General features: G+C 63.8%; 21 protein-coding genes. 12 read left to right on the top strand and 9 right to left on the bottom strand.

Annotated features, from left to right (window positions below; all coding sequences use genetic code 11):
* Positions 1 to 55: 55 nt before the first annotated feature.
* Genes RBT42_RS09510 through RBT42_RS09485 form a run of 6 tightly spaced genes read right to left on the bottom strand, consistent with a single transcriptional unit; the run spans position 56 to position 6,236 of the window.
* A complete protein-coding gene (locus RBT42_RS09510; protein WP_320364486.1) occupies positions 56 to 943 on the bottom strand; it encodes an ABC transporter ATP-binding protein in 888 nt (295 codons plus the stop codon).
* A complete protein-coding gene (gene ntrB, locus RBT42_RS09505) occupies positions 933 to 1,799 on the bottom strand; it encodes a nitrate ABC transporter permease (RefSeq protein ID WP_320364485.1) in 867 nt (288 codons plus the stop codon). The genes RBT42_RS09510 and ntrB overlap by 11 nt, the downstream gene beginning before the upstream one ends.
* Position 1,800: 1 nt before the next feature.
* Positions 1,801 to 3,192, bottom strand: a complete 1,392-nt coding sequence (locus RBT42_RS09500; RefSeq protein ID WP_320364484.1) for a CmpA/NrtA family ABC transporter substrate-binding protein — start codon at positions 3,190 to 3,192, stop codon at positions 1,801 to 1,803.
* 48 nt (positions 3,193 to 3,240) lie between these two features.
* Positions 3,241 to 4,470, bottom strand: coding sequence for an FAD-dependent oxidoreductase (locus RBT42_RS09495; protein WP_320364483.1), 1,230 nt, complete (start codon positions 4,468 to 4,470; stop codon positions 3,241 to 3,243).
* Positions 4,467 to 5,618: an acyl-CoA dehydrogenase family protein gene (locus RBT42_RS09490; protein ID WP_320364482.1), complete on the bottom strand. Its 1,152-nt coding sequence runs from the start codon at positions 5,616 to 5,618 to the stop codon at positions 4,467 to 4,469. The genes RBT42_RS09495 and RBT42_RS09490 overlap by 4 nt, the downstream gene beginning before the upstream one ends.
* 33 nt (positions 5,619 to 5,651) lie before the next feature.
* A complete protein-coding gene (locus tag RBT42_RS09485; protein WP_320364480.1) occupies positions 5,652 to 6,236 on the bottom strand; it encodes an OsmC family protein in 585 nt (194 codons plus the stop codon).
* Positions 6,237 to 6,553: 317 nt separating this feature from the next.
* Between RBT42_RS09485 and wrbA the strand changes: the two genes are divergently transcribed.
* The 8 genes from wrbA (at position 6,554) to RBT42_RS09445 (ending at position 12,649) form a co-directional block, all read left to right on the top strand.
* On the top strand, positions 6,554 to 7,153 hold the full coding sequence (wrbA, locus tag RBT42_RS09480) for an NAD(P)H:quinone oxidoreductase (protein WP_320364478.1): 600 nt from the start codon (positions 6,554 to 6,556) through the stop codon (positions 7,151 to 7,153).
* 106 nt (positions 7,154 to 7,259) lie between these two features.
* Positions 7,260 to 8,033, top strand: coding sequence for a molybdate ABC transporter substrate-binding protein (gene modA, locus RBT42_RS09475; RefSeq protein ID WP_320364476.1), 774 nt, complete (start codon positions 7,260 to 7,262; stop codon positions 8,031 to 8,033).
* A 24-nt stretch (positions 8,034 to 8,057) separates the two neighbouring features.
* Complete coding sequence (gene modB, locus RBT42_RS09470; protein WP_320364473.1) at positions 8,058 to 8,735, top strand: molybdate ABC transporter permease subunit; 678 nt, start codon at positions 8,058 to 8,060, stop codon at positions 8,733 to 8,735.
* Between the two features lies 1 nt (position 8,736).
* The gene (modC, locus tag RBT42_RS09465) at positions 8,737 to 9,804 is read left to right on the top strand and encodes a molybdenum ABC transporter ATP-binding protein (RefSeq protein WP_320364471.1); all 1,068 of its coding nucleotides are present in this window, start codon (positions 8,737 to 8,739) and stop codon (positions 9,802 to 9,804) included.
* 187 nt (positions 9,805 to 9,991) lie between these two features.
* Entirely contained in the window at positions 9,992 to 10,495 is a 504-nt protein-coding gene (locus tag RBT42_RS09460; RefSeq protein ID WP_320364469.1) for a DUF2844 domain-containing protein, read from the top strand.
* Positions 10,492 to 11,748 (top strand): DUF3443 family protein, encoded by a 1,257-nt coding sequence (locus RBT42_RS09455; protein ID WP_320364467.1) that lies wholly within the window; start codon positions 10,492 to 10,494, stop codon positions 11,746 to 11,748. The genes RBT42_RS09460 and RBT42_RS09455 overlap by 4 nt, the downstream gene beginning before the upstream one ends.
* Positions 11,749 to 11,774: 26 nt before the next feature.
* On the top strand, positions 11,775 to 11,972 hold the full coding sequence (locus RBT42_RS09450) for an oxidoreductase-like domain-containing protein (protein WP_320364465.1): 198 nt from the start codon (positions 11,775 to 11,777) through the stop codon (positions 11,970 to 11,972).
* A gap of 86 nt (positions 11,973 to 12,058) precedes the next feature.
* The gene (locus RBT42_RS09445; protein ID WP_320364463.1) at positions 12,059 to 12,649 is read left to right on the top strand and encodes a lipocalin family protein; all 591 of its coding nucleotides are present in this window, start codon (positions 12,059 to 12,061) and stop codon (positions 12,647 to 12,649) included.
* A gap of 51 nt (positions 12,650 to 12,700) precedes the next feature.
* Here RBT42_RS09445 and RBT42_RS09440 read toward each other — a convergent pair whose 3' ends face one another.
* Entirely contained in the window at positions 12,701 to 13,243 is a 543-nt protein-coding gene (locus RBT42_RS09440; RefSeq protein ID WP_320364461.1) for a flavin reductase family protein, read from the bottom strand.
* Between the two features lie 257 nt (positions 13,244 to 13,500).
* Between RBT42_RS09440 and RBT42_RS09435 the strand changes: the two genes are divergently transcribed.
* The 4 genes from RBT42_RS09435 (at position 13,501) to nadC (ending at position 16,804) form a co-directional block, all read left to right on the top strand.
* Positions 13,501 to 14,517 carry a DctP family TRAP transporter solute-binding subunit gene (locus RBT42_RS09435; RefSeq protein ID WP_320364459.1) on the top strand — a complete coding sequence of 339 codons (1,017 nt, stop codon included), beginning with the start codon at positions 13,501 to 13,503 and terminating at the stop codon, positions 14,515 to 14,517.
* Between the two features lie 61 nt (positions 14,518 to 14,578).
* Positions 14,579 to 15,064: a hypothetical protein gene (locus RBT42_RS09430; RefSeq protein WP_320364457.1), complete on the top strand. Its 486-nt coding sequence runs from the start codon at positions 14,579 to 14,581 to the stop codon at positions 15,062 to 15,064.
* 99 nt (positions 15,065 to 15,163) lie between these two features.
* Complete coding sequence (locus RBT42_RS09425; RefSeq protein ID WP_320364455.1) at positions 15,164 to 15,670, top strand: DoxX family protein; 507 nt, start codon at positions 15,164 to 15,166, stop codon at positions 15,668 to 15,670.
* 225 nt (positions 15,671 to 15,895) lie between these two features.
* Positions 15,896 to 16,804, top strand: a complete 909-nt coding sequence (nadC, locus tag RBT42_RS09420) for a carboxylating nicotinate-nucleotide diphosphorylase (protein WP_320364453.1) — start codon at positions 15,896 to 15,898, stop codon at positions 16,802 to 16,804.
* A 5-nt stretch (positions 16,805 to 16,809) separates the two neighbouring features.
* On the opposite strand, the gene RBT42_RS09415 is transcribed toward nadC, so the two are convergent.
* Together RBT42_RS09415 and RBT42_RS09410 are read right to left on the bottom strand one after the other, a co-directional pair.
* A complete protein-coding gene (locus tag RBT42_RS09415; RefSeq protein WP_320364450.1) occupies positions 16,810 to 17,517 on the bottom strand; it encodes a TetR/AcrR family transcriptional regulator in 708 nt (235 codons plus the stop codon).
* 170 nt (positions 17,518 to 17,687) lie between these two features.
* Complete coding sequence (locus tag RBT42_RS09410; RefSeq protein ID WP_320364448.1) at positions 17,688 to 19,121, bottom strand: MmgE/PrpD family protein; 1,434 nt, start codon at positions 19,119 to 19,121, stop codon at positions 17,688 to 17,690.
* Positions 19,122 to 19,469: the final 348 nt, after the last annotated feature.

The raw sequence follows: 19,469 nt of genomic DNA, 5'->3' as shown, positions 1-19,469 counted from the left end.
AGAACTCCATTCTTGATGTGAGGAAGGAAAGGGGTGGAAACAATGTCTGGCTCACTCAGTGAGCCTTGGCGCGCGACACCAGAAAGTCAACGATGTGATTGCGCAGGTCGTAATAGCCATCGAGGTGATGCAAGGTGGCGCGCGTGCGCTCTCGCGGCAGCGGGTTGACCACCACCTCGGCGATGCCGCCCGGCTTGTAGCCCTGGTCGGTCTCGGCGCCATTGCTCATCAGCAGAATGCGATCGGCCAGCAAGATGGCCTCGTCAACATCGTGGGTGATCATGAACACCGTCTGATGGGTCTCGCGCACGATGCCCATCAACTCGTCCTGGATGGTGCCCCGCGTCAACGCATCCAGGGCGCCGAACGGCTCGTCCAGCAAGAGCATCTTGGGCTGGATGGAGAAGGCCCGGGCGATGCCCACCCGCTGCTTCATGCCGCCCGACAGCTGGCTGGGCTTCTTGTCGATCGCAGGGGTCAGGCCCACCTGTTGCACGAACTTCTCGACATGCGCGTTGGTCTGCGCCACCGACCAATCCGGCCAGCGAGACTTGACGGCGAATGCGATGTTCTGGCGCACCGTCAGCCATGGCATCAGGGCGTGCCCCTGGAACACCACGCCGCGTTCCAGACTGGGCCCGACCATCTCCCGCGACTCCATGAACACATGGCCTGCGGTGGCGGTGTCCAGCCCGGCCAGCACGTTCAAGATGGTGGTCTTGCCGCATCCCGAGCGGCCGATGACACAGACGAACTCGCCACGATCCAGCGTGAAGGAGACATCGGCAAACACGGGCTTGTCAACCACATAGGCCTTGCCGAGACGTTCGATCTGAAGCAGAGGGGTCTTCACGGCAGCCTTTCCTGCGCATCCTGTGCGGTCGGGCGCAGCCGCCGGCGGCGCGGTCTTGAGGCCATCGAGGGCCGAGGTGTCAATCCACATAGGTCACCGCCTTTTGCAGTCGGCCAAAGGCCAGGTCCAGCAACATGCCCACCACACCGATGACCAGCACGGCAAAGATCACATTGCTCAGGGAGAGGTTGTTCCACTCGTTCCAGACGAAGTAGCCGATGCCCGTGCCACCCACCAGCATCTCGGCCGCCACGATCACCAGCCAGGCAATGCCCATGCTGATGCGCATGCCGGTGAGGATGGTGGGGGCCGCAGCCGGCAGGATCACCTGCAAGGCCTTGCGCAAGGGGCTGACCTCCAGCGTGGCGGCGACGTTGAGCCATTCCTTCTTCACCGCCGCCACACCGAAGGCGGTGTTCACCAGCATCGGCCAGATCGAGCAGATGAAGATCACGAAGATCCCGCTGAGCGTCGAGTCCTTGATGGTGTAGAGCGCCAGCGGCATCCAGGCCAGGGGGCTGATGGGCTTGAGAACCTGGATGAAGGGGTCCAGCGCCCGGTTCAACAGGGGCGACATCCCGATCACGAAGCCCAGCGGGATCGCCACCAGGCAGGCCAGCCCGAAGCCCAGCGCCACGCGCCCCAACGAGTGCGCCAACTGGATGCCCACGCCCTTGTCATTGGGGCCGTTGTCATAGAACGGCTGCGAGAGATGCGACCACACCGTCTCGCCCATCTGGCCCAGCGTGGGGAAGCCATCGGCTTTCTTGGCTGAGGGGTCCTGTCCCATCATCTGCGCGTACTCGATCTGCTCGGGCGTCAGATTGGCCCCGGCAGAGGTGCCACCCGCGCTCGCGGTGGCGACATACCAGATGCCGAGGATGGCCACCAGGATCAAGCCTGACAGCAAACCGGCGCGCACTTTGAGGCTCTTGGCGACACTCATCTCACACCGCCTTTCGGATGGCAAAGCTCTTCAGGTAGGCATCGGCCTTGGCGGCATCGAACTCCTTGCCCATCACCTTGAACTTGGGGGCGGCGGCAAGCGGGGCCGGTTGTCCCAGCTCCTTCATGCGCTTGCGGGCATCGGTCATCAGGAACACCTTCTCGGCGATCTGGCGATAGTTCACATCGCCCTTGAGGTAGCCCCAGCGCTGCATCTGCGTGAGCATCCAGACCGCCATGCTGTCCCAGGGCATCGGGTCGAAGTCCGCGCGCGAGGGCACGTTCTTCACATTGCCCAGGCCATCGGCGAAGCGCCCGGTCAGCACCTGCTTGACCACCACCTCAGGCTGGTTCAGGTACTGCGGCTTGGAGATGACGCCCGCGATCAACTCCCGGTTCTTGGGACCCCGGGCCATCGCGGCGGCCGTCAGTACGGCACGGTAGAGCGCGGCAAAGGTGTTGGGGTTCTTCTGCACGAACTCGGCACTGGTGCCGAAGGCGCAGCAAGGGTGGCCGTCCCAGATGTCCTTGGTGAGCAGGTGGATGAAGCCCACTTCCTCGTAGACCGCACGCTGGTTGAAGGGATCCGGGCCGAGGAAGCCGTCGATGTTGCCCGCGCGCAGGTTGGCCACCATCTCGGCAGGCGGCACCACGCGCAACTGCACATCGGTGTCGGGGTTCAGGCCCGCCTCGGCCAGGTAGTAGCGCAACAGGAAGTTGTGCATGCTGAACTCGAAGGGAATGGCGAACTTGAAGCCCTTCCAGTTCTTCGGATCGCGGTTGTTCTTGTGCTTGAGCGCGAGCGTGATGGCCTGGCCATTGACGTTCTGGATCGTGGCCACCTGCATGGGCTTGGCGCTCGAACCCAGGCCCAAGGAGATCGCCAGGGGCATCGGGCTGAGGAAGTGCGAGGCGTCGTACTCGTTGTTGAGCATCTTGTCGCGCACCAGGGCCCATCCTGCGGTCTTGCTGAGTTCCACATTCAGCCCTTGCTGCTTGTAGAAGCCCAGGGGGTGCGCCATGATCAAAGGGGTGGCACAAGTGATGGGGATGAAGCCGATCTTCAGGTCCTTCTTCTCCAGCGCGCCCTTGTCCTGAGCCATGGCCTGCAGGCTGGCCAGGGGCAGCACGCTCGCGATGGCCGCCATGGCCGTGCGCTGACCGACGGCATTGAGGAAGGCGCGGCGGGTCGCTTCGACCGGGAAGAGCGCTTTCACCGCAGCCGCTTCAATGAAATCACGCGACAGGGCCTCCACATCGGTGGCACGGGCCTCGGTCGCGGCCAGCGTGGCGGCGTCATGCTCGGCCCCGCTGGCATGTTGCCCGCATGGGCAGCCGCCCAGTCGGGATACCGGCGAATACGGGCGATAGATGTTGTCATCAGATTTCGTCATGGCGTGGCCTCGGTCAAAGATGAAAGAAAGGGCGCTGCGGTGTCCGCCTCAATGCAGGGTGAGAGGCATCGACGTCGTCTTGACTCGCACCACCATGGGGCGGACCTGATAAAGCTCCGGCTCGTTTCCACAGATCTGCGAAGCGATGGTGCGTGCCTGCCGGGCAATCGGTTCGATGTAGCGGCTGGCCTGTCCATCGACGGTGATGCAGTCACCCAATGCATAGATGCCTGCTCGATTGGTACGCAAGGTTCGTGCCTCCACGGCAATGCCATCGCACCAGTTCAGACCGGCGGACTGCGCCAGGCGAGAAGGGGTGCGCAAGCCCGTGGCCGCGATCAGCTGATCGGCCTCGAACACCTGATCGCATCGGGTGGTCACGCGGATGCGATCGCCCACTTTCTCCACCGCCGCGACCTCGACGCCGCCCACAAACTGGATGGGCAGATCGCGCCAGGCTTGCAGCACCTTCGACCCCGCCTGCTCGGCCTGCCAACGCGACAAGGGCTCTTGCTGCGTGTCCAGCAAGGTGATGCGGTGCCCACCCAAGGCCAGGTCGTTCGCCAGCTCGGAGCCAATGAGCCCAGCCCCGACGATCACCAGCTCATGTGATGAGCCTGCAATGACTTCGCGCAGTTTCTGATACGCCGACAGGTGATTCACCCGCCAGCACAGCCGTTCCGGGAGCGCTGCTGGCAGACCGGCTTGTGCGCCATGTGCCAGGATGAGGTGTCGATAAGGCAGCGTCCCACGTGTGGTGCGCAGCTGGCGCGCGGCCTCGCACACACGCACCGCATGGGTGTGCGCCATCAGCGTCACGCCCAGGCGAAGCGCGGCCTGCGCCCCCGACTCTTTGACCAACTGCGTAGCGCTCAAGCCGCGTGCCATCGCCACCGACAGCAGTGGCTTGTCGTACACATCGCCGGCGCAGGCGCTCACCAGGGTGATGGGGATCTTGGCGTCCCGCGCACGCAAGGCCTCAGCCATTTGCCACCCGGCACGCCCCGCCCCCACGATGACCACACCCGCCGCGGATGCCGCACGCCGACGGGGCAGCGCCGCACTGCAGGCCAGGGCGCGCAACCGCCCCATGTCCGGCGCCACGTAAGGCACGAAGTCGTGCTTGCTCACGCCGCACAGCGGACAGGCCCAGTCATCCGGAATGTCGGCCAGACGGGTGCCGGGCGGCAAGCCCCCGTCGGGATCCCCCAGGGCTTCGTCGTAAACGTAGCCGCAGGCTTCGCAGATGTACTGCGCAAAGGGCAGGTCGATGCTCATGCTGGCATCTCCTCTTCGCTCAGGCGTGCGATCTCCTTGCGCAGGTGCTTGATCGCAGGGGTCACGATGGCGACGAAATGCGACTCACGTACCCGCCTCTGGACATCGGAGCTCAAGAGATAGCCGCGTGCGCCCTGGTGCATCAAGGCTGACTGCGCCGCCCGCAGGCACAACTCCGCGCCGTGGGCACGTGCGTCCAGCACATCGATGAAAAACTCCTTGCGCGTGTCGAAGGGCGTTTCGGCCAGCTTCATGACCCGCGCCGTGAGTTCGTCCAGCTCGGCCTGCAAGGCATCGGGGCGGTCTTCCAGGAACTGGTTCACATGGCCCAACTGTCCTTCCACCGCCCACATGGAATCGATGGCCCCTTGCGTGACGCCCACCGCCATCCCGCACTGCAGCATCACAAACGCCGCGCGGATGCTGGCAATGAACGGTCGCGTGGGGTCGGCGATGATCTGATCGGCTCCCACGAAGTGATCGCTCAGGCGCAAGGCGTAGGTCCCGGTGCCCTCCATGCCGGAGAAGCTGGGGCACTCGCGCATTTCCACGCCCGGTGCGTCACAGCGCAGCAGGAACATGAGCTCATGAGGCTCATTGGATGAGCCCTCATCGACCGAAGCGATCGCGCCGCAGTACTGATGGGGGCCGAGGTTGCTCACCCAGGGCAAGGTGCCGCTGACCAGATAGCCACCGTCTACCGCGCGGGCGCGCAGCAGCATGTGCTCGATCTGCGCATAGCTCTTCATCGGGTTGGACAGTGCCGTCCCGCCCAGGCCCTCGCCACGCAGGTGTGCCTGCAGCACCTCGCCTGTGAGCGCCGGATTGCCGCTGTGCTGCAGGTACAAACCGCACACTGCCTGGCACCACATCATGAAGCCGGTGGCGCCGCACACGCGGGACACCTCGGCCATCGCCCGGATGGCCAGACCGTAGTCACCGGGCTGCCCGGCGGCGCCCAGGTGGGCACTCATGGCGCCCACCTGGGCCAGGCCTCGCAAGATCGACGCCGGGTACAGCCCGCGGTCGATGGCCTCGACTTGCTGCCTCAAAGGGCCTCGGGCGATGGCCTGAACGGCGACCATCAGTGTCTCAGCCGAGCTCGCCGGGTCACACGTCATCGCCGGGGGAATGTCAGCGGGGTTCATGAAGGACTCCTTCCTGCAGCAAGCGGTCGAACCTCAGTCAACCAGACTGATGGTGAAGGGGATAGGGTTGCGCATCGTGTTGGCCACCGGCGAATAGAAGTTGGCGTGCTGCACGATCTCGTCGAGCACCTCACGGGGGGCATCGCCCTCGACGAGCACCTTCACGCGGATGGCCTGAAAGCCCATCTCCGGCGGGGTCTTCTCCAGGGCACCACCGGCGCCCCAGGCTGCGGGGTTGCCGATGTCGCCCTCCATGAAGACCTCCAGGCGGGTCAGCTTGACCTGCTTCCAGGTGGCCACGGCCGTGATGCCCACCGCCAGGCAGCCGCCCAGCCCCGACAGCACGATCTCACCGGGGGCAGGCGCCGTGTCCTGCCCGAACAGGTGCAGCGGCTCGTCCACCAACACCGGGGTGTGGTTGCCCACGTAGCTCAGCGAGCGGTACTGCCCCTCCATCACGGTGTGCACTTTGTTGGTGCCGCGGGAGGCGGGGTTGTTGCGGCCCTTCTCGGCAAAGGCCATCAGGCCATCGCGGTCGATGGGACGCAGATAGGCCTTCACCGTGGTGGGGGCGGCGGCAGTCGAAGGGGCAGCGGCTGGGGCGATGACGGTGGACATGGAAGCTCCTGAACAAGGGAAAGAAAGAATGTCTGCTTGGCAATGTCTACATTGCAAGGGGTGTGCCAGATGTGCGCAGCCCCCTCAAACTCCTCTCAAGCCATTGATTCAGAAGTATTTTTTAAAGCTCTGCCCACAGATTGCGCGGACAGACCCGCACGACTCCCCTCCCATGAACACAGCCAAACGTGAACACTTTGTTCACAAAGTGTGCCGAGCCGCGCCTCATTGCCAACGCCCCGACACCCGCGCAGAATGAGCCTTCCGGGCTGAGCAGTGCGCCCTCGCCACATCCTCGTCACCCACCAGGAGCTCCCATGTCCAAAGTCCTCGTTCTGTACTATTCCACCTATGGCCACATTGAAGCCATGGCCCAGGCCGTGGCGGAAGGCGCGCGCAGCACTGGCGCCACCGTCGATGTGAAGCGTGTCCCGGAAACCGTGCCGCAGGAGATCGCCCAGTCGGCGCACTTCAAGCTCGACCAGGCCGCCCCCGTCGCCACCGTGGCCGAGCTGGTCAATTACGACGCGATCATCGTGGGCGCGCCCACCCGCTTCGGTCGCATGCCGTCGCAGATGGCCGCCTTTCTCGACCAGGCGGGCGGGCTGTGGGCGCGCGGGGCCCTCAACGGCAAGGTGGGCGCGGCCTTCTCGTCCACCGCCACGCAGCACGGCGGCCAGGAGGTGACGCTGTTCTCCATCCTCACCAACCTGATGCACTTTGGCATGGTCATCGTGGGCCTGCCCTACAGCTTTGCAGGCCAGATGACGCTGGACGAGATCGTTGGCGGCAGTCCCTATGGTGCCACCACGATTGCCGGCGGCAAGGGTGAGCGCCAGCCCAGCGCAATCGAGCTGGACGGCGCGCGCTTCCAGGGCAAGACCGTGGCCGAGACCGCCAACAAGCTGTTCGGTTGATCAGCCGGGGCGCGTGGGCCACGCGTGTCGACCCACTGCGCCCAGGGGCTGAGCGGGCTGGGGTATGCTCCCGCTGAGTCGCTTGCGACGCCGCCCAGCCCCAGCCATGACACGCCTGCTCGCCCACCTGCTCTGCCTCGGTCTGCTGCTCGCCGGCCCCAGTGCCCATGCCGACAAGATCATGATGGCCGCGGCCTCAGACCTGAAGTTCGCCCTCGACGAGATCGTGACGGCCTTTCAGGCACGCGAGCCCGGTCATGAGGTCCACGTCGTCTACGGCTCCTCGGGCAAGTTCCACACCCAGATCCAGCAGGGTGCGCCCTACGATCTGTACTTCTCGGCCGACATCGCCTACCCGCGTGCGCTGGCCCAGGCAGGTTTCGCGGCCTCGCCGGTCCAGCCTTATGCCGTGGGCCGCCTCGTGCTGTGGAGCGCCTCGCTCGATGCCCGCCAGCTGCGCCTGAGCCAGCTCGCCGATCCGAAGATCACCCGCATCGCCATCGCCAATCCCAAGCACGCGCCCTATGGCCAGCGCGCCGTGGAGGCCTTGCGGGCCGCCGGCGTCTGGTCGCAGGTCGAGCCCAAGCTCGTCTACGGCGACAACATCGCGCAAACCGCCCAGTTCGTGCAGACCGGCAACGCCCAGGTCGGCATCATCGCGCTGGCCCTGGCCGTGAACCCGACGCTGTCGCGCCAAGGCGGCTACGGTCTGATTCCCGAGCAGCTTCACTCCCCGCTGGAGCAGGGCTTCATCATCACGAAACGGGCACAAGGCAGCGCGCTCGCCCGGCGCTTCGCGGACCACATGCGCAGCCCCCAGGCCCGCGCCGTGATGAGCCGCTACGGTTTCGTCCTGCCCGGTGAGGCGGCAGAGAAATGATGCCCGAGCCCAGGAAGACGCCCCATGCTCTCTGACAGTGACTGGCAGGCCCTGTGGCTGACCGCCCGCCTGGCCGGCGTGGTCACGCTCATCTTGCTGGTGCTGGGCACGCCCGTCGCCTGGTGGCTGGCGCGCAGCCGCTCTCGCTGGAAGGCCCCCATCGGTGCCGTGGTGGCCCTGCCCCTGGTGCTGCCTCCGTCTGTGCTGGGCTTTTACCTGCTGCTGGCCATGGGGCCGGACGGCCCCCTCGGGCAACTGACCCAGGCGATCGGCCTGCCCCCCCTGCCCTTCACCTTCACCGGGCTGGTGGTGGCCTCGGTGTTCTACTCCCTGCCCTTCATGGTGCAGCCCCTGCAAAGCGCCTTCGAGGCCATGGGCGAGCGCCCCATGGAGGTGGCCGCCACCCTGCGCGCCTCGCCGCTGGACGCCTTCTTCACCGTGGCCGTGCCGCTGGCCGCGCCCGGCTTCCTGACGGCGTCCATCCTGACCTTCGCGCACACGGTGGGCGAGTTCGGCGTGGTGCTGATGATCGGGGGCAACCTGCCGGGCATCAGCCGCGTCGCCTCGGTGCAGATCTACGATCATGTCGAATCGCTGGACTACGGCCAGGCCCACCGCCTCGCCGCTGTGATGCTGGTGTTCTCCTTCATGGTGTTGCTGAGCCTGTATGCCTGGCGCGCCCAACCCGGCCGGAGGCGCTGAGATGAGCGACATCGAGGCACGGTTTCAGCTCGACTGGCCCGGGTTCACGCTCGACGTGGACCTGCGCCTTCCGGGTCGTGGCGTCACCGCCCTGTTCGGCCCCTCGGGGTCGGGCAAGACGACGCTGCTGCGCTGCATCGCCGGGCTGGAGCGCGCGCCGCAAGGACGACTGCGCGTGCAAGGCCAGACCTGGCAGGACGGTCGCGCATGGCTGCCTCCCCATCGCCGCCCCATCGGCTATGTGTTCCAGGAGGCCAGCCTCTTTCCGCACCTCAGCGTGCTGGGCAACCTGCACTATGGCCTGCACCGCAGCACCGAGGCGGCCACCGTGCAGCTGGACCACGTCATCGACCTGCTGGGCATCCGGCCCCTGCTCGATCGGAAACCCGATCGCCTGTCGGGGGGCGAGCGTCAGCGCGTCGGCATGGCCCGCGCCCTGGCCGTTGCCCCACGCGTGCTGCTGATGGACGAGCCGCTGGCCGCACTCGACCTGCGCCGCAAGCAGGAGATCCTGCCCTACCTGGAGCGCCTGCGCGACGAGCTCGACATCCCCATGCTCTACGTCAGCCACGCGCCCGACGAGGTGACGCGCCTGGCCGATCACCTCGTGATGCTGGACCAGGGCCGCGTGACCGCCAGCGGTGCCCTGACAGAGATTCTGACCCGGGTGGACGCCCCCATCCGCCTGGGCGAGGACGCTGGCGTCATCCTGGCCGCCACGGTGAGCGAGCTGGATGCTGCCTGGCACCTGGCCCGAGTGGACTTTGGCGGCGGCCAGCTGTGGATCCGCGACCATGCCCTGCAAGTGGGCCAGCGCGTGCGCGTGCGCGTGCTGGCTCGCGATGTGAGCCTGGCCGTGCAGCCTGGCCACACCAGCATCCAGAACGTGATGCGCGGTCGCGTGGACGCCATCGGCGACGACACCCACCCGGGTCTGATGCTGGTGCGGCTGCACATCGGTGAGGCGAGCGTGCTGGCTCAACTCACCCGGCGCGCCGCCGCCGACCTGGGCGTGGCGCCGGAGCAGGAGATCTGGGTGCAGATGAAGTCGGTGGCCTTGATGGAGTGAGGCTCGCCGCGACGTGTCCTGGCGAGCGCAAACCGCGTCACTCCAGGGTCATCCAACGGCGGTGAGTACATGGACGCGTGAGATGCGATAGGCTGATAAATTAGGACACTGCGTGCTTCCGACACCGCGTGCTTCCATTTGGAACCATCGCGTGGCCAGCGCAGTTCACCACGACGTCACACTCTCCATGAAATCCTCGCTCGTCACGACATGGCGAATGGCCTCAGGGGCCCTGCTCGCCTCCTTGCTGCTGTGCCCCCAGGCGCAGGCGGCCCTGGGACGGGCGCCGCAAGCCCAGCCCGCCGAAGCGGCCACCCTGGCCACCGAAAGCGCGCCTGTCGCCCGGCAAATGCGTGCTGTGCCGCCGAGCGAGGCGTACACGGTGTCCACCACCGTGGCGCCCACCGGCACGGTGGTGAGGGAGTTCGTCAACGCCCAACAGGTGGTGTTTGCGGTCGTCTGGCAAGGGCCGGTGCTGCCTGATCTGGCGGCGTTCTTTGGGGATCATTTCACCGCCTACCAGCAAGCCGTTCAGCAAAAGCGTGCGGCGGGTCAGCGTGGGGGAGTCGTGCACGCTCGCAAAGCCGACCTGGTGATGGTGTCGCGTGGCCGCATGGGGCACTTCGAAGGCTATGCCTACCTCCCAGCCCTGGTGCCGCACGGCGTCGACATTCACACACTGCGGCCATGACACATTCGCCGACCTTCCAACAGCTCAGACGCGCCCTGATGGCGAGCCTGGTGTGGCTGCTCGCCAGCTGCGGGGGCGGCGGCTCATCCAAAACACCGCTCTCGCCTGCCGTGACCGTCCCACCCGGGGCCAATGTCCAGGCGCTGCGCGTCGGGCCCGGGCCAGCCGGTTCGGGACGGGTGGTCAATCTGCTCTACACCAGCGTGCGCCTGTGCTTGCCAGGCTCCACCACCAGCTGCCAGACGATCGACAACGTTCTGGTGGACACGGGCTCCACAGGCCTGCGACTGTTGAGCGCCGCCGTCAGCCTGCCCTTGCCTCTGGTGAAGGTGAGCGACAAGCAGCTGTACAACTGCGCGCAGTTCATTGACCAAAACTATATGTGGGGCCCCGTCGCCACTGCCGACGTGTACCTGGGCGGCACTGCGCTGGACGGTGAAAAAGCCGCCAGCTTGCGGATCCAGCTGGCAGGCACGGCAGGCGCCGCCGCTGCACCGTCGGTGTGTGCCTCGACCGGCTTCACACCCATCACCGCGGTCAGCGACCTGGGCGCCAATGGCATCCTGGGGATCGGGCCCGACCGCGAAGACTGCGGGATTGGGTGCGAATTCATCACGAACAATGGTTACTACCACCTCGACCAGGGTGGCGGAGCCCTCACAGGCATCGCGATCAGCCGAGCCGAGCAACTGCTGCAACCTGTCAGCCAGTTTGCCGTGAACAACAATGGCACCCTCATCAGCTTGCCCGCCATTCCATCTACGGGGGCGGCCAGTGCCACGGGCGTCATGATCTTCGGCATCGGCACCCAGGCGAACAACGTCCCAGGCACGGTCAGCAAGATGGCCCCGAACGCCAGCGGCTACTTCACCACCACGTTCGACGGCAGCACGCTGATCCAGGGCTTTGTCGACTCCGGCTCCAATGGCTGGTTCTTTGGCTTGGACAACGATCCGGCCTTTCCCACGTGCGTGGGGATCGCCACGGATTGGTATTGCCCCACCAGCACACTGACCCTGCAGGCCGTCAACAGCAGTGTCAATGGCCAGACCAGCACGGTCAACTTCTCGATTGCCAACGCGATTGCGCTGTTCAGCGATGCCAGCAACTACGCCATGAGCAACCTGGGCGGCCCCATCGGCGACGATGACTCCTTCGACTTCGGCCTGCCCTTCTTCTACGGGCGCCAGGTGTACACAGCCATCAGCGGTGCGAACACACCCTTGGGGAGTGGCCCCTACGTCGCGTACTGATTTGGCCTCTGCGCGAAAATGAGAGCATGAGCACCTCGTCCACGCCTGCAGCCAACCCGGACCCGAAGCCCCAAGCCCCCGAGCCGCCTGACCTCGACGCCTGCTGCGGCAACGGCTGCGATCCCTGCATTTTTGACCTGCATGATCTGGCCATGGACGAGTATCGCCAAGCCTTGCGGGCGTGGCAGGCGCGCCAAGACGCAGCCACGTCAGAGCAGCCCTGAGCCGCCGCGCGACCGCGAACAGCCACAGGAGCCATTTGAGGCCTCCGCACCGCCCGATCACGTCGACACGCTTGAAGGAGCACCCCATGAACGCTTTGTCCGCTTTGAAAGCGCCATTGATGGGCGCCTTGCTCGGCCTGTGTGCGCTGACCGCCGTGGCCGCCGAGGCCACACCCGCGGCCCCTGAACAGCCCCGCCATGGCGAGCTGAGCACGATTGCATCCCTGGATGTGCCCCGCTACATGGGCACCTGGTTCGAGATTGCCAAGTACCCGACCTGGTTTCAGAAAAAATGTACCGGCGGGGGCACGACAGCCGAATACCGTCAGCAAGCGGATGGCACCGTGCAGGTCATCAACCGCTGCCGGCTCGAGAACGGGGTCATGAACGAGGCCATGGCCACGGCCAGGCAGGTGGGCTCGGCCACGTCCCCCAAACTGAAGGTGCGCTTCGCACCCGCGTGGCTCTCGTTTCTGCCTTTCGTCTGGGGCGACTACTGGGTGATCGACCTGGATGAGGCGTATCAACTGGTGGCGGTGAGCGAACCGAGTCAGGCATACCTGTGGATCCTGGCGAGAACCCCGCAGGTTGACCCGACCGCCTACAAGGCCCTGCTGACCAGACTCGCCCAAAAGGGATTCGATCTGAACAAGCTCGAACTCACGCGACAGGACTGACAGGCCACGCTCACCGGCTTGTGCCCTGAGCTGGCGTCGCGTAGGCCCTTCCTAGACACCTGGCGGGAGCTTGGCCGCCATCATCGCCCGGCGGTCCAGCTTGCGCCCATCGACGATGAAGGTGCCATCGCCCACCGCGTGCACCATGCGTCGCTCCTGGCGTGCAGCATCGACATGGGCGGCCACCCCGCTCAACACCACGATGTGGTGCTTTTCGATGATGTCGATGACCTTGCACTCGATGTTGGCCAGGCACTCCTTGATCAAGGGCGCACCCACGAGCTGGGCCGGCACCGGGGTGAGCGCGAACTGGGCAAACTTGTCGGTGTCGGCCCCCGTGCACGTCCCGATGCCCACCACCTTGTCCAGCAGGTCCACCGTGGGAATGGCAATGACGCACTCCCGATGCTTGCGCAAGGCGGCGAAGGAGTGATTCCACTCCCCCGTGGTGATCGCAAACACCGGCGTGAAGTCCACCACCATGGTCCAGGAAATGGTCATGACATTGGCCCGGTCCCCGTCACGGGTGGTGACCAGCACCACAGGTCCTGACTCGATCAGCGTGAACGCCTGATTGAGGTTCAACGGATGCATGTGCGTGCCCATGCGCGAGAGTATGCGGCGACCTCGGTTCGCGGCGCAAGCCATGGGCAAAGACCGCTTGGGGCACGGCGGGCAGCCGAGGTTGCAGTGCATGGCAGGCGATGATGCACGGGGTTTGAAAATTCACAAGTACAGCTATGCATCTCTCTCATAGAAGAAATGGCGAAACAGCGCTTGCTGGAGCCCGTCCACCTCGCGATAGTGCTGTCAAAGCGTCCTTTGAACACACTCATCTTGGAAAGCCCTGAATGCTCAAGCGCCTGCGTTTTCAATCCTTGAGGTTCCTGGCATTGCCCTTGGCCCTGCTCACATCGGGATGTGCGCTCCTCCAGGACAAGGCGCCCGTGCAGATCGACGTCGCCGACTATCGGGCCTATCTCGCGGAAGACCATCCCGTCCGGCAAGGACTGCGACAGTTTGCAGAGAGCGTCGAGACACGAAGCGGCGGCACCCTGAAGGTTCGTGTGCGCACCGATGCCATTCAGGGCCCCCCATCGAAGCAACTGGAGCAGTTCCAGCAGGGGCACGTTGGCATGCCCCAACTCATGTTGTTTGCCGGCACGGGCCTCACCTCCCTGCATCCAGACATCGGATACCTGGATTTGCCATTTGTCTTGCGGGACGCGCAACATGCGGATGCGCAGTTGTCCGGCCCGTTTGGGCAGGCCTTGCTGGCACAACTCAAAGGCAAGGGCCTGGTCGGATTGGCCTTGTGGGAAAACGGCTTCCGCCATGTGACCAACTCCACCGCCCCCTTGCTGGCCCTCCAAGACCTGTCGGGCATGAAGTTTCGGGTGGCGCCAGATGCCGTGTTTGAAGACACGTTCAAGGCCGTCGGCGCCCAGACGGCGCAGCTACCGTTTTCCCGCCTTCGCCGCGCCTTGGAAGACAAATCGCTGGAAGCTCAGGACAACTTCCTCGCCCAAATCTGGGTGGGCGGCCTGCACGAGGTGCAGCCCTATCTCAGCTTGACGCACCACAGCTATGGCGTGCTGGTGATGGCTGCCAATGAGGCGTTTTGGAATGGCTTGTCGGCGAAGCAAAAGGACGCCATCAAGCTGGCTGCTTGGGACGCCAGCCATTTTCAGAGAAAAGTCTCCCGAGACCACGACCAACAAGTGCTGGAGCTGCTTCAATCCAAAGGGGTTTTGATCAGCACCATGCCGCCTGAAGAATTGTCGAAATGGAAGAACCAAACCGAGTTCATGCGAGCCAAATTCAAGAATTCGATGAATCCCGAATTGTTGAAACACGTCAAAGACTGACTCATTGACAACCAAGCAACGTTAAGCCGTCTTCAGATCAAAAACGAAAGGTGACAAAGAGATGCGGATCAAAACAAAACACTTCGAAATAGCGTCGGTGCTGGTGGGCTTGGCACTCGCCGCCAATTTGGCACACGACCTCGCCACGAATCCGCGATGGGCCGGTGACAACGGTCCTGGCGTTGGCAAATTGCCCAAGCAGATCGTCGCTGGCTACCTGGATACGGCTTATCAAGCCGGCGGTGCAGCGGAGGCAGAGAAACTGTATTTCACGCCCAAGACCAAAGACCTGAGCCCGGCCGCCGTGGATCGCCAGGATGGCCCGGCGGTCACCCACCACATCCGGAAAGTTCTGGGTGAAGGCATGGTCGTCATGGTCTACCACTGCGTGGGCGGCGAACGAACCGGTCAGGCCGCGGAGATCGTTGACATTTTCCGCACGTGGAATGGTCGAGTGGCAGAGCGGATTCAGGCCGCTGCGCAACCAGTGGAGCGCTGCGAACCGACGAAGCCACGCAAGAATCCTCTTGAGTCGTCGGTCATGTAAATCTGAAATGGCTTGCCCACGCCAGGCAATCCACATGCAAATTCAAGGTATCTCGAAGGAGTTCAAATAATGTCCGGTATTACCTCCACATCTGAAAATGTGAGTGAAATTGAAGTCAATCTACGCTTTATTGGTCGACTGATCATCACGTTCTTCCGCCTGTTCCTGGGCGCGTGGATGATTGTCAGCGGGTGGAACCATGTGGGGCCGCTGCTGGGCTTCCCCTTTGTCTTCCCTCAGCCCTTGGGCAACCTCCATCTGTCCAACGTGATGATGGTGTCCCTCATTGAGGTCGGCCTGTTTGATCTTGTGAAGATCCTTGAGGTGTTCGCTGGCATCTGCCTGGTGTTCAACCGGTTCGTGCCACTGGCCGTCGCCGCATCACTGCCGGTGTCCTACATCGTCTTTCACAACTCGATTGTGCTCAACCTTCGTTATGAGCGCCTGTTCAGCACCTACATGTCGGTCTGGTGCCTGTACATGAACATCATCCTGTGCTTCGCCTACCTCAAGAACTTCCTGCCGTTGCTGAAGTACAAGACCGACATGGGTGAGCTGAGTGACTTGAAGAAGGCGAAATCCATCTTCGAAAGCGACAAGCCGTAACACTTGCCTCGCGCGCACACGCGCGCCGGTGACGAAACATGGCTTCACAACGAAAGAGGGAGGGCTGCAGTGCGGCACTCCCCTTTTTGTTTGTGTTGGCGCGAACACCACGGTGAAATGGGATGAGGGTGCCGCGACGCCATCGTCCAGCCGCCCCATGGCCGGGGAGCACCTTAAGATCGTCAGGCACACTCCCCCCGTCACGACACGAAACGATTCCTCCCCATGTTTGACCACAACGAAACCCTGCAAGAAGCCCGTGAGCGCAATGTGCGCGACGCCCTGTTCGAGGACGTGGGCGTGTGCGACTGGACGGCGCAGCTGGTGCCCGCCAACCAGCGCGTGAAAGCCCGTTTGCTGGTGCGCGAAGAGGCCGTGCTGTGCGGCCGTGATTGGTTCGAGGCCTGCCTGTTCCAGCTCGACCCCAGCGCCCGCGTCCAGTGGGCCTACGAAGAAGGCGCCTTGATGGCGGCCAACACCGAGGTCTGCCTGATCGAGGCCGATGCGCGCGCCATGCTGACGGCCGAGCGCCCCGGCATCAACTTCCTGCAAACCTTGTCGGCCGTGGCCACCCTCACCCACCGCCACATGCAGGCCATCGAGGGCGCCTCGCCCAACCCGCGCGGCTGCAAGGTGCTCGACACCCGTAAAACCCTGCCCGGCCTGCGTCTGGCGCAAAAATATGCGGTGTGCGTGGGCGGCGGCGCCAACCAGCGTCTGGCGCTCTACGACGGCATCCTCATCAAGGAAAACCACATCGCCGCCGCAGGCAGCGTGACCGTGGCGCTGAAGAACGCTCAAGCCCTGGTGGCCGCCCAAGCCTCACCGCTGCGCGAGCAGATCACGATTCAGGTCGAAGTGGAAACGCTCGAGCAGTTGCGTGAGGCTTTGGACGCTGGGGCGGTCAGCGTGCTACTCGACAACTTCAACGTCGAGATGATGCGCGAGGCTGTGCGCATCAATCAGGAGATGACCCAAGGTGTGGCACTGCTCGAAGTGTCGGGCGGGGTCACCATGGCACAGTTGCGGGACATTGCCGCGACAGGCATCGACCGCATCGCCATCGGCAAACTGACCAAAGACATCAAGGCGGTCGACTTCTCGCTGCGCGTTCTGGGCAACATCGACGGCTGATGCCGTCAAGGGTGCGCGTCTGTCACCCGCTGGCGGGCCCGTGTGCGGGAGGAAGGTGATTTCTTCTGCAGCTGGGCCTCTGCCTGGCGCACCAGGTGGATCAGGCTGGATGCGAGCATGGTGTGAAAATCCTCAGCGATGTCACCTGAAGCCCCTGCAATGGCATTGCCGTCCTGGAAGGCCAGGGTGAAGGCGCTGAGCCGAGCCGGAAGGGAGGGATCCTTTTCGAGCAGCTCCTTGGACAGGGTCTGCTCCCCCCACTGCGTCAACACGTCTCGCTGCCGCTCACGCACCTTCATGAACCGCTGCCGCGCAAGCTGTTCAGGGACAGATTTCTCCACACTGAGGATCACACCCAGACGCCAGAAATCCGCAGCGATGAACTTCCGAACGCTGGCACCACCGAAGATGCGCTCAACATGCGCTTCGAAGCTCTCGCCGGGCAAGGGCTTGTTGCGCTCGGCCGCTTCGACTTGCCACTTCTCGAAGCTGGCGTCGATCACTGCCGCGAGCAACATGTCTTTGCTCTCAAAATGCCAATAGGCACTCCCGACGGGTAGTCCGGACTCCGCCGCCACCTTGGCCATCGTCGTGCCACTGTAGCCATATTGCGAGATGATTTTGAAAGCGGCATCCAGAATCCGCTTTCTCACCGCAGCGCTGGATCTGTGCTCTCCAGGCTTGCGCGCTGCGGCGCCAATAGTCTTAGTCATGGTTTACGCCCAACTGGCTGCCAGCGAATGGTACGGCCGCAACCATATACGAAATCAAGATGATGGGCATCACGCATTGAGGGGGCACGGCAACTTTTCAGACTTGCGTCAAAAAGGTCGCGCCCATGGTGTTGCAGACGCCACATCGACTTGCTGCGCTGCCAGCGGCCTCAACGGGCCGATGAGGCCATGGCGGTGGTGCAAGCATCCGCAGCAAGGTACGCACTCAGAGACGCCACATCCGCCTCAGACTCCAGCTTCAGGATACGTTGCAGGACGACTTCCGACTTCACTCTGGGCATGCCTGCCGCGTCTGCGCAAGCGAGGAACTTTGCCTGATATTCTGCAGGCGTCATGGGCTGCGCCGGGTCTCCCTTGGCAAGGTTGACTTGCTTCACATGGCACCGGTCTTCGCCCCGCATCCACACCTCCACGCGCACCGCTCCGGGGCCGCCATCGTTGCGCACCAAGGATTTGTCCTCCGCCGTCTCGATGCGCTTTGCCAGCGCCTGCAGGTCAGCCCTTTCCAGGGCCGCCGTCGAAAAGTGCGCCAAAGTCACCTCGCCATCGAGCAGCGCGGACGCGACCACCCATGGCAAGCTGAATTGCGCCTCCACGACGTTGCGTGGTGCCTGCTTCTTATCGAGCGGCATCCCCAACAACATCCGCTCTGCTGGTGCGCAGTGCACGATGACCTTGTCGATGGCGTCCACCTGCATGCCAACCATCTGGCGCAGTGCCAAGGCGGCATCGATACCGCAATGCCCGCCGCGGCATGAAGGGTAGGGTTTGGGGGCGATGTCCGGGCCTGCAAACGAAACCCCCAGGCCACCCAGGAGTTCTTCTGCCTCATAGCGGCCGCTATGGTATTGCTGATACAGGCCCTTGACGCCTCCCAGGACGTCACACTCGCCTTTCGCACCATGCTGTGCCATGCGGGTGGCCATGATGCCCGCAGACGCTGCATAGCCCGGCCCCATTCTCTTGGCATGTGTGCCCTGGATGCTCGCCTGCGCGTTGCCTGCAATCTGCTGATAGGCCAGCCCGGCAGCAGACACCAATTGCTCACGCGACAAGCCCAGCAGCTTGCCTGCGACAAACGATGCCGACAGATAGCCATACATGGGCGTAGGGTCCCAACCGACCACGAATGGTGACACGCCCGGGGAGCCCGCCCGCGCCATGCGACAGGCGATATCCGTGCCGATGGTCACGGCCGTGATGAGCTGCGGCCCGCTGATGCCCCCCACCCAATCTGCGACCGACAGCGCCGTGGCCACAGTCACAACCGACGCATGCAGCAAGGAACGCTCATACGTGTCATCGAATTCCAGCGCATGCGCCATGGCGGCATTCAGGCGCGCCGCATTTTCCACGGGAGCACGCAGATTCGATCCCCAGACCAGACTATGCTCGGCGCCCCCGTTTTCATGCGTCCATTGGCGCAATTGGACAATGCCATCCAGGTGCGCCGCCGGCAAGGCGCCGCCCAACGTATCCAGTATCTGGATCTTCGTGACCTGCACGACCTGCTCGGGGAGTTGTTCGAAACGGGTGCGAACACAAAAGTCGGCAAGTTGATAAATCGCGTCGCTTGAAGCCATAACTTGGTGTGCCTGAGCGCGTGGGCGACAGGGCAAGAGAAGAAAGTGAGCCCCGAAAAGCGCAGTCGGCTGGATGCCATCCAGTACATGGGTATCCGAGGATCCATGCGAGACAACATCCAGCCGGCACAGGCTGTCAGGGAAAAGGTTTTACAGCCAGGTCAGTCTTTCCGACTCTTGTCGCGGATCAACATGTAAATCAGACCAATCCACGAACCGGCGAACGCCACCAAATCGTAATTTCGGATGGGCCTGAAGGTCGTATAGAAAAGTCCGGTTGACCCGATGTAAGCCGCTGCCGTCAAGAAAAGACAGATGACCACTGCGATCCATTTGTTTCTGTTCATA

Source organism: Aquabacterium sp., assembly GCF_034003525.1.
In the GTDB taxonomy this organism is placed as follows: domain Bacteria; phylum Pseudomonadota; class Gammaproteobacteria; order Burkholderiales; family Burkholderiaceae_C; genus Aquabacterium.
This window is presented reverse-complemented; position numbering and strand designations above follow the sequence as displayed.